General features: G+C 53.1%; 10 protein-coding genes. 2 read left to right on the top strand and 8 right to left on the bottom strand.

The genetic code is table 11. The annotated features are described in order from the left end of the window. Nucleotides 1-3: 3 nt before the first annotated feature. On the bottom strand, nucleotides 4-369 hold the full coding sequence (locus IPM59_01460; GenBank protein ID MBK9214261.1) for a PilZ domain-containing protein: 366 nt from the start codon (nucleotides 367-369) through the stop codon (nucleotides 4-6). 340 nt (nucleotides 370-709) lie between these two features. On the opposite strand from IPM59_01460, the gene IPM59_01455 reads away from it, so the two are divergent. Further along, the gene (locus IPM59_01455) at nucleotides 710-1234 is read left to right on the top strand and encodes a 3D domain-containing protein (protein MBK9214260.1); all 525 of its coding nucleotides are present in this window, start codon (nucleotides 710-712) and stop codon (nucleotides 1232-1234) included. Between the two features lie 100 nt (nucleotides 1235-1334). Here the strand turns inward: IPM59_01455 and IPM59_01450 are convergent, their stop codons facing one another. The 7 genes from IPM59_01450 to bamA form a co-directional block, all read right to left on the bottom strand. After that, the gene (locus IPM59_01450; protein MBK9214259.1) at nucleotides 1335-4502 is read right to left on the bottom strand and encodes a VWA domain-containing protein; all 3168 of its coding nucleotides are present in this window, start codon (nucleotides 4500-4502) and stop codon (nucleotides 1335-1337) included. Nucleotides 4503-4545: 43 nt separating this feature from the next. Continuing rightward, nucleotides 4546-4722 carry a hypothetical protein gene (locus IPM59_01445; protein ID MBK9214258.1) on the bottom strand — a complete coding sequence of 59 codons (177 nt, stop codon included), beginning with the start codon at nucleotides 4720-4722 and terminating at the stop codon, nucleotides 4546-4548. A gap of 43 nt (nucleotides 4723-4765) precedes the next feature. Next, nucleotides 4766-5545, bottom strand: coding sequence for an acyl-ACP--UDP-N-acetylglucosamine O-acyltransferase (gene lpxA, locus IPM59_01440; protein MBK9214257.1), 780 nt, complete (start codon nucleotides 5543-5545; stop codon nucleotides 4766-4768). 13 nt (nucleotides 5546-5558) lie between these two features. Beyond that, nucleotides 5559-5831 (bottom strand): hypothetical protein, encoded by a 273-nt coding sequence (locus IPM59_01435; protein ID MBK9214256.1) that lies wholly within the window; start codon nucleotides 5829-5831, stop codon nucleotides 5559-5561. Nucleotides 5832-5834: 3 nt separating this feature from the next. After that, entirely contained in the window at nucleotides 5835-6278 is a 444-nt protein-coding gene (fabZ, locus tag IPM59_01430; GenBank protein ID MBK9214255.1) for a 3-hydroxyacyl-ACP dehydratase FabZ, read from the bottom strand. Nucleotides 6279-6360: 82 nt separating this feature from the next. After that, nucleotides 6361-6972 (bottom strand): OmpH family outer membrane protein, encoded by a 612-nt coding sequence (locus IPM59_01425; protein ID MBK9214254.1) that lies wholly within the window; start codon nucleotides 6970-6972, stop codon nucleotides 6361-6363. A gap of 150 nt (nucleotides 6973-7122) precedes the next feature. Further along, complete coding sequence (gene bamA / locus IPM59_01420) at nucleotides 7123-10200, bottom strand: outer membrane protein assembly factor BamA (protein MBK9214253.1); 3078 nt, start codon at nucleotides 10198-10200, stop codon at nucleotides 7123-7125. 656 nt (nucleotides 10201-10856) lie between these two features. On the opposite strand from bamA, the gene IPM59_01415 reads away from it, so the two are divergent. Next, nucleotides 10857-13733: a DEAD/DEAH box helicase family protein gene (locus IPM59_01415; GenBank protein ID MBK9214252.1), complete on the top strand. Its 2877-nt coding sequence runs from the start codon at nucleotides 10857-10859 to the stop codon at nucleotides 13731-13733. Nucleotides 13734-13744 lie beyond the last annotated feature (11 nt).

The raw sequence follows: 13744 nt of genomic DNA, 5'->3' as shown, positions 1-13744 counted from the left end.
GCTCTACCAATCGTCAAACTCTTCCGGTTCCTGTTCGGCGATCGTGGTTGCGGCAAGTTGCCATACCTTCTTTTTCCACTCGCGCAGGTTGTCGGTCAGCATGAGCGCCGCCTGAGGGTGGGCGGCATTGCGTTCAAGGCGGATGACCTCGGCTGCGGCGGTTACCTCGTCGTCCGGGTTCTCGGTGACGGTGATGCGAACCCTGCCGCCGACGCTCGGCAGATTTCGCGGCAGATAGATCAGAGTGCCGTGCGGGCCGACGTTCTCGGTCAATCCTTCCTGAACGACTTCTTTTCCGTCCTCGCCTTTCCACCTGACACGGATCGGAAATGAGATGGCAAAGCGTTCGCCGCCGCGTCTCTCACGCATAGGTTTCCTCACAAGAAATGGGCTGCTTCTGGCGAGAATCCAAGAAGAATCTCGCCCCAAAAGTCTAACAAATCCAAAAAAAAATGCCACTTGTAAACCACTGAAAACACAGCAATTGCATATATTACAAGGACTTGCGGCTGTCGACGGGTGGACACATCTGGTCGCAAGTGGTAAAGTTGTTCACAGTTTCAACATCTATGGGTTGAAACTCGGCGGCGAATGGCCGTCCGAAAACAGTCCAGGCGACGCCTTTACCGGCAAATAGTGGCTGAAGAATCAAATCTCAGACACTATTTTTGCGTTTGGACTCCGATTAATTATGACAGGAGAATTTATAATGAAGAAACTCGTTAGAGGAGGCTCAATAGCCGTCCTTGCGAGCCTGCTCGTGGCTTTTATCTACGCGCAGACGAGCAAGCCGGTCGGCGACCTCATTATAGCGAAGGAATCGCAACCGACAATCGCAGAAGATAATATACTTAATAATAATTTAGTTAGTGATAGTGCTTCCGTGATCGAAACCGCTCCCGCGACTGACGATAAGAAACTGGTTAAGACGACGGCCTCGACAAAGGCCGCCGGTGCCGGTGGCAGCCGTGGCTCATTTTCCGCCACTGCCTACTGCCTTAAGGGCCGGACCGCTATGGGACATGGTGTTCGCCGTGGATTGATCGCGGCCGACCCACGTGTTCTCAGACTCGGCTCCCGCGTTTATGTGAACGCCGGGCAGTGGAGCGGGACGTATCTCGTCTCCGACACCGGCACTGCGATCAAAGGCAAGAAGATCGACATCTGGGTGCCCGGCTGTGGTGAGGCCCGGAAATTCGGCCGCCGAACGGTGCAAGTATTTTCAGCGCAGTAAGACAGGAGAATAGTTCAGTTAGATCGAACATGCCGCCTCGCCAATGTGCGAGGCGGTTTTTTTTCTTGACCGTAATGGGAATAGAGCGGTTGATCTGGGATCAACTGGTTAGCCGTCGGTAGATATTCGGCATCCGCTCCGGGAGCGAGAGAACATCGTCGATGATCGTGTAGCCGACATCCCCGTATAGATCTTTCAGTTCGGCCTCGGATTCGCGGTCGATGGTGATACAGAATGGCGTGACGCCATTAGTTTTAGCTTCGATAAGAGCTTCGCGGACATCTTCACGGGCGTAGCGTGCGTCGCCGTAATCGTGATCGTATGGACGGCCGTCGGTCAGGATGATGAGGAGCTTTGTGCGGGTGTCCTGACGGAGCAGCGTGTGTGACGCATGGCGGATGGCGGCGCCCAAGCGAGTATTGTTCTGGAATGTTATCCCGCCAATGCGTCTTTCTGTCTCGTCGGAATATTGCTCATCGAAATCTTTTACAACATAGAACTTAACATTCCTGCGCCCCTCGCTTGTAAACCCACTGATCGAATATGCATCGCCAACGGCCTCAAGAGCCTCACTCATCAGGACGAGGCCTTCTTTTTCTATCTCGATGATGCGCCGGCCGGGATGCGTATAGGGCTGGAGCGGATTTCGCGTAATGGTGCGAGCCGTTGACGACGATTGGTCAAGCAGGAGCGAGACGGCCACATCGCGCTGCTTTCGCAGTCGCTTGGTGTAGATATTCTCGGACTGCCTGCCGTCAGCCTTGCGATCTATCACAAGATCCACAAGCGCGTTCAGATCATAATCCTCGCCATCGATCTCACGGTTGACTCGTGTGAGGTTCTCGGGCTTCATCAACTGGAACTGGTGCCGTATCGATGAGATCACGCCGCGATATCGAGCTCGCGTCATCTCGACGAATGAGCGGTCGCCTTGCTTTACCCGTTTCTCGATTACGCGGCTCCAGCCAACACGGTAGTCGTTGAGTTCACGGTCCCACTCATCATAGGCAAAGGCAATTTCCTCGGGCTCGAGCTGTTGTTCAGGCAACTCGGTTTGACCCCAAGACTCGGAGCCGCTCAGATCGTCAGGTTCCCCATCATTATCGAGGCTGTTCCAGGCATTGAACAGATCGCTAACGTCCTGCATCCGATCCTGCGATTCGCGTTTCACATGGTCCTCGGCCACAGATTCGACAGAGTGTTTATCTTCATAGGCAAACTGGTCCTCTTCCTCCGTGTTGTCCGACTCAGCTTCCTGCTGCTTTTCGGGGGCGATGTTTTGAAACAGAGTATAGACACGCGACGTCGCTATTAATGCATCGCCGACGGTAGGCAGGGCCGAAGCGTCCGCACAGGTTGGGGCTAAGTCGGTAGCTGCCGTTCCGCGTCTTGCTGTTGTGCTGTTCTTACGGGCAAGACGGTTATGGGCTGACGCTGGGGCTCCCGACGGCGGTGCTAAATATGTCTCAATTACCGCTTCGATCTCGGACACGATCTGGCCATAGAACTTCCGCGCATCGTCTGTCGCCCCGCCACATAGGGTGATTTGGAACAACAACTCGAATGGCACCTGATACATGGGAAGGTCGAATATGTATGGCCGGTTGGAGCGAAGTAGGGATCGCATCAAGTCGAGATCTTTGACGAGGCCGCGATAGGTCCGTCGCAGACAGTAGTCGATACGGGCATTCTCCATGGTCGTGAAGATCTTGCGAGCAAGGTGCGGATCGGGAAATGCCTTCAGAACTTCGCGATAACCGGAACCTGTCGGCAGATCTCCAATTTCCTCCTTCAGATCCCCGATCTCAGATCTCCTCGTATTCAGGTACCCACCCAGAGAGAAAGCATCCCGATCTTCATCGGTCATCGAATAGAGTATTGAAAGGTCCGTATAGGCGGCCCGTAGCTCTCTCGTGTCCACCTCAAACGTGCCAAATTCGATCTGTCCGGCGGCATGGGCTGCAAGCACTTTGTAAAGCCGAAAGTCCTGCTCGTCATCGGAGAATTCCGCAACTGACGAAGGCAGGTAGATAGTCTTACCATCGCCGATACGTGCCTCCTGAGACATTGCGTTCGATGGCCGGATATCGATCTCCTTGCCCGTAAGGCCTTCCACATACAGGCGTAGTACCTGCTGGATCCTATCGAGAGGCAGGCCCGAACGGGATCGCTGAAGCCGGTCATTTGACTCACGCGTTTCAAGGGCGAAGTAGCTCCGGCGTACTTTTGTTGAATCCTTTGCATGGGCGGAAAGGCCGTTCGCGACCCAGTCTTCGAATTGCGCTATTGACACTCGCTGCAATGCCGACCCACTTGACCTAAATGCGGCAAGAGCACCCTCAGCGTCAATTTCGGCAATTGTGGACGTCAGATGCATCACGCGCCGGATCGTGAGCTTACTGCCAGGGGACGTAAAATGCGAAAAAAATCGCGGTGCTGCCCTAAGAAATGAAATCACAACCGCATTACCATTTCGGGCCATCACCTTGGCGGCAGCATCCCATTCATCAAAAGCCTGCTCAGACCTCCTCAACACAACACTTCCTGACGCCAGAAAGTGAAGCGTGACGCTGCCGCCGTGGTCTAAGAACGCTCTTGTTGCTCGCAGCAGCCTAACCGCATTGTTCGCCGAAAGGCCGTCCAGGGCCTCAGGTAGGCCTTTCCAGAGTTCGGCTGTAAGGCCGCCGGTTCGCTTGGCAAAGTCAGCAGCAAGAGACAGGACCGCTTGGGTCACGTTCTCATCTCTGAACGCACTGAGCGAACGGCCAACAGCCGGTGCATTTTCGAGAAATTCGGCGCTGTGCCGCGCTGAACGACCGGCAATTTCCAGGGCTACGTCAAGGACATCGCCGAGTAGGACGGGAGCGGCAAATGAGCCTGCTATCTCGGGCATGCGGTCGTACGATGCCAACGCGGCCGAACTCGAAAGCACCAACTGCCGAGTACAGATCGCGAATACCTTGCTTCGGCACTCGTCAGGAATCTCCGGCAGCTTCTGATAGCTTTCCGTGAAGAAACGGATAGCCGAACCCGTATCAGCCATTGCCACACGGCGGCCGAATTCACTCCAACCGCGCAGATCCTCGGACGACATCACCTCGGCGGCCTCTGGTACTGACCCGACAAAAGCACGGCTCGCCTTTAAAGACACTGCCGCCAGGGAGGCACTTTGCTCCAACGCTACCCGCTTTTTTTCTGCGGTCAATTCGCCGAGCTTGCGAGCCAAGCCGGTCAGCGTCGGTTTGGGTCCAGTTCGTCTCTTGGCCACGCGATAATTTTACGAGAAAGCCGTCGGATGGAAAAATGCAAGCCTAGTGATGGTGCTCATCCTCGGCAGCATCGAGCTTTGATACATCAATTAGCTTAGAGAAATCGTCAAAATGGAACATTGAATCGTCCCTACAGTGCTCGCAGAAGAAGGTAACGTCCTCACCCAAGTACATATCCTTAAGGTGGTAGGCAACGAAGCAGCCGTAGCAGCGCTGCACACGAGAACCAAAACGCATGATCACCGATTGATCGCTAATCATACTATTTAACGACCCCGCGCTTCGATGTCTCAATAAAGTTCGTTAGTACGTCGACCTCGTTGCATTTCGAGATCTCGCGGCGGATTTGTTCGAGCGCCTGCGATGTGTTGAGTTTTGACGAAAGAAGGAGATGGAAAGCGTGATTCAGATGCTCGATCGTCTCACGCGGATAGGAACGTCTCTTCATCCCCAGTCGGTTGAGGCCGTAGCATTTGGCGTGGTTTCCTTGAATGATCGCATACGGCATGGCGTCTTTAACAACTACGGAATAGCCTCCTACAAAGGCTTCAAGCCCGATCCTGCAGAATTGATGTACGCCTGAATAGGCACCGATGCTTGCCCGATCCGCGATGTCGACATGGCCGGCGAGCGTAGCTGCGTTCGCCATGATTATCTCGTTGCCAAGCCGGCAATCGTGTGCGACGTGGGCCTGCGCCATTAGCAAGTTGTCGTCGCCGATGCGGGTAACGCCACCGCCCGCGGCGGTCCCACGATGGATAGTCACAAATTCGCGTATCTGATTTCTCTTGCCGATCTTGGTAGAGGTCGGTTCACCCGAGTATTTGAGGTCCTGCGGAGCGTAGCCTATCGACACAAAAGGATATATGTGCGTGTCGTCGCCAATGACCGTCTGTCCGTCAATCGCAACGTGCGAATCCAACCGTACGCCTCTGCCGAGCGACACCTCAGGCCCAACCGTACAAAACGGACCGACAACGCAGTCCGGGCCGACCTGCGCGGTGTCACTAACTATCGCGGTCTCGTGGATAAAAGTAGCCATTGGGGCCGTTAGATCACTCCTGGCCGGCCTTATTGTCGGCGCCTTTCGTATTCGAGCCAAAAATTAGCACCAACGTGAATACAACCGCGGTTATGAACCCGAGTATCGGTGAAATGCCGGAATCAACAATCGTTACGACAAAGCCGAGGATGCCCAGATTCCGACGGCCTCGCCTACGGCCGATCAGGAGCGGAACCAAGCCAATCAAAGCCCCAAAGATTAGGCTCCCGGCAATGATGTAATAGAAGTAGTTGTCGAAGAACTCTCTTGCTTGTACAGGATCCATGGCCTAGCCTCCTCGATTCGCCACAATGCACATTATCTCAGCCTCGGCGGTCACTTGGCCGTCAACGCTTGCTACACCTCGCATCTTCTGGACCTTGCTTCCGACTCTCAGGGCCTCTACCGTCAGCGTCAGCGTGTCGCCGGGAACTACTGGACGGCGAAAGCGGGCATTTTCAATGCCGCTGAAGAACGGTATCTTCTGGTTACGGTCATCAAACTCGCGCAGGACCAGGATCGCTCCGACCTGCGCAAGGGCCTCGATCTGCAGGACCCCCGGCATGACCGGAGCACCCGGAAAGTGGCCTTGGAAAAAATATTCGTTCGTCGTGACCTGCTTGACTCCCACTATGCGCTTGCGCGCTTCAAGCTCGACGATGCGATCGACCAGCAGAAACGGGTATCGATGCGGGATTATTTCCTGAATGGCGATCGAATCAAGAATGATCATGGCAGAATAAATAACCACATATATGCGAAAAGCCGGCAAAAGGCAATTTCACCGGCTCGTTCGTAGCTAGCTTGATCGTGCCTTATGGCTGTCTGGCCGGCGTCGTCGATGCCGTAGTGGCGGGACGCGTGTTGTAATAGGCTATGAATGCCTTGGTAATATCCGCCGCCGGTTCAAGAAACAATAAGGGGCTCGGCTGGTCCGCCGCCCCAAGCGTACTGATATCGATAACGGCCGTGTAGCCATTCTTTTTGGCATACTCCTGGAGTGCCTGAAAGATGTTAGTCGATATCGGGGCCATTACCTCTTCCCTGCGCTTTCCGTAGGCGGCTTGGGCTTCCTTTTGCTTGAACTCATACTCACGCTGGAGCCGCTGTCCCTCGTCCTGTTTAGCAGCGATCGTCTTCTGGTCAACGGGAACGGCAGGATTGCCGCTCATCTTCTTGATCTCCTCCGACAGCGACTGCATCCTCGTCTGCAGGGTCTGCAGTTCCGTCAAACGAGGCTTCATCTCGGCGTCAAGGGCCTTTTCCGCATTCACATACTTAGTTATCCCTTCTTTATCATCGCCAAACGCAGCCGTGATTATCCAGCCGATCTTGGTCGTCGTAGTATTTCCACCCTGAGCGAACGCCGAAACAGCGAAGAGGGCCGTAAAGACACCGCCGGCAGCAAAATATTTTATCCTGTTCATTCTTCTCTTAAAACTCCTTACTCCGTAAACGAAACACTTTAATCAGTGCTGTCTGAATCTTTGAAACCTATTTACTGGCTAATGTTGCTTTCGGTCTCGAAAAAAGAAACGCAATGGTAATTAAATGGGTATTCATTGTCAATCTTCATACTAAAATGTCCTTCCCACCGTGAAACGGAATCCATTGCGTTTTCCGGGGAGATAAATTCCGGGCAATTCTTCTGTAAGGCCGAACTTGCCATTAGGGTTGAAATAGTAGATCAGGCGAAACGGCACATTGACAATTGGGACTTGCACGCGGAGCTCTACACCGACACTAGACTTGAAATCATTGAGCTTGCCAAACTTTGCGTCGTCTACCCTCAACAATGAGTTCTGCTGAACTTCGCCGCGAAGAAACAGTTGCTGAACCTGCGGCGAAAGGGCTGTCGGACAGCCGAAGCGGTTTCCTCGACAAAACTCATTGATGAAATCCGTCTTTGTCATCACGCGGTCGCGGTAATACAAAAGACTGCCAAAGCTGCTCTCGAGAACCGGCGTATTGATCAATGCCAACGCGGTCAAGCGGCCGGCACCGATCAACTGCTCGTCAGGTAGGAACTCGCTGTTGATCATCTGCGTTCCCGACTTTCGTAGGTTGAATACAGAGCCGACGTCCGCGAAGATCGCCATCGTTGCGGGCCCGAACAGCGGCCGACGGTATTCGACATTCGCAAGGAACTCGGTGTCACCGCCGATGAATCGGAAGTTGCGTGTGTAGAGAGCGGGATTGGTGCCGCCTGCACCGGTCAGCATACCTATCGCTATGATCTCGTCTCGCGTGCGGTCGTCGAGGCCGGTCTGAGTGTTTGCGGTTCCGGCTGCGTTCGCGCTTACGACCACGTTACGGCTCGTCACATAGGTGTCGAACGGTGAGATCGGACCGATCGACCGGGAATCATATCCGCGAATATCATTCTCGCTGCCCAGGAAATAGCGTTCATAGATCGGGACACCGCCCACGAACGAGAGCGAGTTAGCGTTACGGATCTTGTCCTTGACTGACCATGTGCCGATCGTTCCCGCCAGAACGCGAAAAGCTAACACGTCCGGAGTTTTCGACTTCTTGTTCCTTACCGGAATGAACTGCGAATATTGAACATTCGGCTGGTAGGTCCGTACGTCTCCGCCAAGGCCTGCAAAACCGAACGAGAGCGACAGTTGTCTTCCGCCGACCGTATCGATACCGTTTGCTGCTGGCTGCCGAGTGTCGTAAGCAAAGGTCCCAACGATGCGGCTTGTAAGAATGTTTGGCTGACGGTAAATGACCGGTATCGTCGCAGCGGGGTCGCCGAGCGAATTTACTTCGGGATCTTCGATGCTCGTGGCCGTGAACTGGTACGTCAGGCCGATACGAGAGAATTGTGTGAAGCGACGTTTCTTAAAAAAGAACTCAGACAACGGTGCTGTTGCGAAAACATTCGCACCATAGGTGCTCTGCGTAAACAGGTTGGCCTCATCCGTCACGACCGAGCCTAAGGGATTGAATAGGTCGTTGAGCACGTCCGGATTCTGAGTCAGGAATGTGCCCTCGCCAAAGAACTTATATCTGCTGGCAAATACCGAAAGTCCAACAGCTATCGGGCGGTCACGAAAATACGGTTCTTGATAACTGAATTGAATGCTCCGCTGCCGATTGCCATAGCCGAGGCTGAATGAGAGCACCTCACCGCGGCCGGCGAGGTTGTTTGTCGAGTATTCCAGCCCAAAGAACGATCCGCCGATACCGGCGAGGCCACCGTTGAATGAGATTTGCTGTCGGCCTTTTTCTTTAACCTTAACGACGAGGTCAACATCACCTTTTTCTTCATCGGTCCGGATCTCAACGTCCTGGTCCTTGTCGATCGGGTCAAAATACTGCGTCTGATTCAGTCTAGCCAGCGATATCTCGAGGAAGTTCTGGTTATATGTATCACCTTCGTTTAGTAAGAATTCGCGCCGCAGCACCTTGTCGCGCGTGAACGTATTTCCCGTAAACTCGAGTCGCCGCAGTTGGAACTGTTTGCCCTCCTCGATGGTGATAGTGATGTCAACGATGCCTTCGTCGGGTTTTGCGGGATTGTCCTTGAACTGCGGGTCAAACTCGGCCGTGTACTGCACGAATCCCTGCGAGCCGTAAACTTTCTTTAGGTCTTCAAAGACTGCGTCCTGCAGGCGTTTGCCGTCGGCGATCTCGCCTTGTTTGAGGCCGACGTAGCCGAGGATCTGCTGCTCGGAAAAGATAGAATTGCCCTCGACCTTTAGCTCGCCGACGCGAAAGACCTTACCCTCGGTGACGGGGACGATGATACGCAGCGTGTCGTCCTTTGACGTGACGAGCGGCAAGGGAAACGCTTTTAGAATGGGGAATCCCGTGCGTTTATAGCCTAGGCCCTCGACGCGCGGTTCGCCGATGCGGGCCTGAAAATAGCCCTTTGACCACATATGGGCGCGGACGTTGCGCTGGAGGTCGGCCTGGAGCTTTTCGAGATGAAGGATGTCCATCCCTTTGACACGCGAGATGAGGCCGGTCGGCTTGACGTATTGCATCGAGCCACGCAGTTCGCCGTCGCTGAAGTGGTCATTGCCCTCAAACTCGATCTTGACGATACGCGAGCGATTGCCCTGATCGATATTGAATATCAGGGCGATCGAGGTGGCCGAGACCTCTTCTTCCTGGACGGTGATCGTGGCGTTCGGATAGCCTTTTGCGGCCAGCAGCTCGCGCAGGACGCGCGTTGCGCCGCGGGCTTTTACAGGGTCATAAACGGATTCCTTTGAGATGCCGACGCGTTTTTCGCGAAAGTTCTTGAGGATGTCCGATTCGCTGATGGCCTTTGATCCCTTGAATTGCAGATCGCGTATGATGGGCAGTTCGCGGACCGAGAAGATGACGTTGACGCCGCCGCGGATGCCGTCCTCGACGAGGACGCGCGTGGCGGTCTTATCAAAAAAGTTTAGCGAGAGCAGCTCCTTAAGGTCGCGTTCGAGGGCTGCAGGATCGAAGACGTCGCCCGCGCGGGTCTTGACGTAATACAAGAGGTCTTCGTCGCGGAGGCGTCGGTTTCCCTGGATATCGACGCTCTCGACGACCTGCTGTGCGGCTGCGGCGCGGGCCGGCGGCCGCTCGTCAGAGGCGGCCGAGACGGGCGCGGCCGCAAACACCGATAAGAGCAATAGACACAGGGCCGGAACGCTGAACTTTACCATACAAAACCGCTTGGACCGCCCGCCCGCAGGGCACGCAAAAGGCCTCGAAAAGCCACATCTGCCGCCGCCCCAAAAAGCGAACTATTAGGATACCCAACAGAGGGTGCATTTCAAAGCCGAATAATGACTTGCCTCTATGATTCTGCGCCGTTTTGCGAGGTTGCTTTGTCAGTGGTGAACGGTGAATGGTGAACGGTTAACATAGAAAAAACGACACGGAGCAAATTCGCCGGTCACTGTCCGCCGTTTTTGCCCTCTGTCCACGCCAAACACCCCTGGTCGGTCGAAAGTAAATGCCCGATCGGCTGAAGGTCCATTTTGCCATTTTCTGTATCGACAAAAGGCCCGCTTTTATCGTTTTGTATCGACAAAAACACCGCACTGTATCGACAAAATCTGCCCCACGTCTTTTTCAATTCTCATTTCTCACTTCTCATTTCCCGGCCCCACCTCTCCGCGTCTCTCCCTTGTCCCTCTCCGCAACTGTCCGTTATTCACTATCCGTTATCCGTTGATGTCACCCTTGTCCTCATTCCCAATTCTCGATTCCCCACAACCCATTTCCCCGTTCTCCACTTCCATTCAGGGTTCACTGTTCATTGTTCGTTGTTCGTTAAAGGGCGTTCGGTTGTATAATGCCCTAGTTAAATTCCCTAATGCTCAACGAGATCATTTTCCAAAAGGCCAAATCGTGGATCGATAGTCCCGATTGCAAGGTCAAAGAGGTCATTTCATACATTCGAGCCCGTGGCTTTCTTCGGGAACCGCAGGTCGAAGCGATTGAAGTGTATCTCTTCCTGAAACTCAAGGGCGAAAACAAACCTCTGTGGCAACTACTGGTCGAAGGATTCTTTTCGCACGGGTTGGACCTCGCTAACCTGCAATTAACGGAGGATGCTCGTCAGAAACTCTCGGATTCTGTTGCCGCTCGCTCTATCTATGAGTTTGTCCGAAAACAGGCCGGCAATACGACGCGGACGCCGTCAAAGGAAGAGAACCTTGTCGCGAACAGCATCGATACGTTTGATTTTGCGGGAGCTGCAAAAGAGGTTTTCTACGGTGTCGAATACGCCGATTATTTGCTTTCGTTGCCGATGGGAGCCGGGAAAACGTTCTTGATGGCCGCGATCATGTATCTCGACCTTTATTTTGCTCAGACCGAACCCGAGAACAGGCTGTTTGCTCACAACTTTCTTGTCCTGGTGCCTTCGGGGCTGAAATCCTCGATCGTGCCGAGTCTGAAAACCATAGAGCGTTTCGACCCGTCCTGGGTGATCCCAGAACCGGCGGCGTCCAATTTGAAACGCCAAATAAAGTTCGAAGTCCTTGACGAGGCCAAATCTGCGACCAAGAGCAATAAGGCGAAGAACCCAAATGTTCAGAAGATAGCGAGACACCAACCATTCGACGACTTGATGGGCTTAGTCATGGTCGTCAATGCGGAAAAAGTAATCCTTGACCGGCTCAAGATCGACAAGCAAGGCCATCTCTTCCTCGAGGGTGAAACGGAGAAGGATGAACTTGCCAATGAGTTGCGTTCTTTCATCGGAAAAATCCCAAACCTACAGATACACATTGATGAGGTCCACCACGCAACTGACTCAGACATCAAGCTTCGTCAGGTGGTAAACGGATGGAATGAAACAGGGAATACCAACAGCGTCCTTGGTTATTCCGGCACGCCATATTTGGAAAAACGCGAAAAGATCGTCCTTGACGACAAGATAACCCTACAGTCCGAACAGATAACCAACACGATCTATTACTATCCGCTCATTGACGCGGTTCGAACCTTCCTGAAAACGCCGCAGATCAAATTTGAGGAGCAGGGGCTAAACTCGCTACAGATAGTTGAAAAGGGTGTCAAAGAGTTTTGTGAGAAATACGGCAAAACGAGATATGAGGACGGAACCATGGCAAAGCTTGCGATCTATTGTGGACTGATCGACCGGCTTGAAGATGAGGTCTTTCCTTTTCTGACCGGCGAGATGGGCATCGATCCGGAATCGATCCTTAGATTCCATATCGGGAACAAGAAACATCCGACGCCGCCCGACGCCGCACTGGAATTCAAGATGCTCGACGATCCGTCGTCGAAAAAGCAGATAGTCCTACTCGCCCAGATCGGTAAAGAGGGCTGGGATTGCCGCAGCTTGACGGGCGTTATTCTCTCTCAGTCCGGCGATTGCCCAAAGAACATGGTCTTGCAGACGAGTTGTCGCTGTTTGCGGCAAGTCGGGAACGACACCGAGCAGACGGCGCTCGTATGGCTTAGCCATGACAATGCAAAGACCCTAAACGACGAGCTTGGCAAGAAGCAAAAGACCTCAATTGCCGAACTCAATTCCGCCGGAAAGGTAAAAGTTGGAGATTCGCTTGAGCGTTATTCACGGATAGACCATTTGAAACTACCAAAGGTCGAGTTTTATCAACTCAATGTCGAATACGAGACCGTGGTTACGGAGTCTGATGCCGACCCTGCCGCTAAGATAGCGGCGATAGACGCCAAGGATTTTCATAACGCCGCGATCATCGCCACTCGAAACCTTGCTGACGGCGAAGGTGTGACAACATCGGTTGTTTCACAATGGAAAGGCGCGGCCGCAAATTTTGATCGCTGGCGATTTTCGATCTTTCGGGACGGTTTCCAAGCCGTCTCATTGGATGAGTTGCGGCCCTTTACCGACCAGCTTCGGGAAATATTCGAGAGCGTCACCGTCGAAACGGACGGACAGCGGTTTTTCAATGACCTTCACGATATAGCGGCAATAAATTCGCATATCAGGCTCGCGTTTCATAGCCACCGCGATCTTTTGACTCGCGAAGAGATCATCCCGGCAAGCGCCCAGATGTTACTCGTTGAAAAGTTGTCGGAGATCGCCAAACCAAGAAACTATCTGCCTATCGAAAAGGATGTTGATGAGATCCTGGCCCTTGATGCAAAGGGCGTGAGCGTTGAGGAAGAAATAGCTAAACGTCGGTCGGATTATGACAAAGCTGTCGAGTTGCTGCGTTCGCAAGGGCTCGAAAATATGCTGCCAAACGTTCCTAATGGTTATTCGATGCCGGTCACGAACAAGGACCGAACATTCCATTATCTTCCGTACAAGTTCGACAGCGGCTTTGAGAAAGACTTTCTTGAAACTATCCTCGGCCTTCAGTCGGTGCGCGATAGGAACCTGGAAGTTTACTTTAATGGCGATAGAGACGTTACGGATTTCCGTATCGTTTGTTATTCGGGAGAGGCCAAGGATAGAAAGCGGATCGGCCTTTACACACCCGACTTCCTTATCATTGAGCGACAGGACGACAAGATATTTCGAGTGTTGATACTCGAAACAAAGGGCTCGGGTTTCGCGGATCAAAAGGCTTTTATTTTGAGACGAAAATTTGTCGAGACAGAGTTTTTGAAACTGAACAACGAGAAGTTCGATTATAAGAAATTTGATTATCTTTATTTGACCGATGCTGATGATGCGAATGAAAATCTGGTGAAGTTGAGCAACAAGATCGACCAGTTTTTCGCCGCGTAGCGGCCTCGGTC

Origin of the sequence: Chloracidobacterium sp. (genome assembly GCA_016715795.1) — a bacterium.
GTDB lineage: Bacteria > Acidobacteriota > Blastocatellia > Pyrinomonadales > Pyrinomonadaceae > OLB17.
The sequence above is the reverse complement of the archived record's forward strand: the minus strand, read 5'-3'. Positions and strand labels throughout refer to the sequence as shown.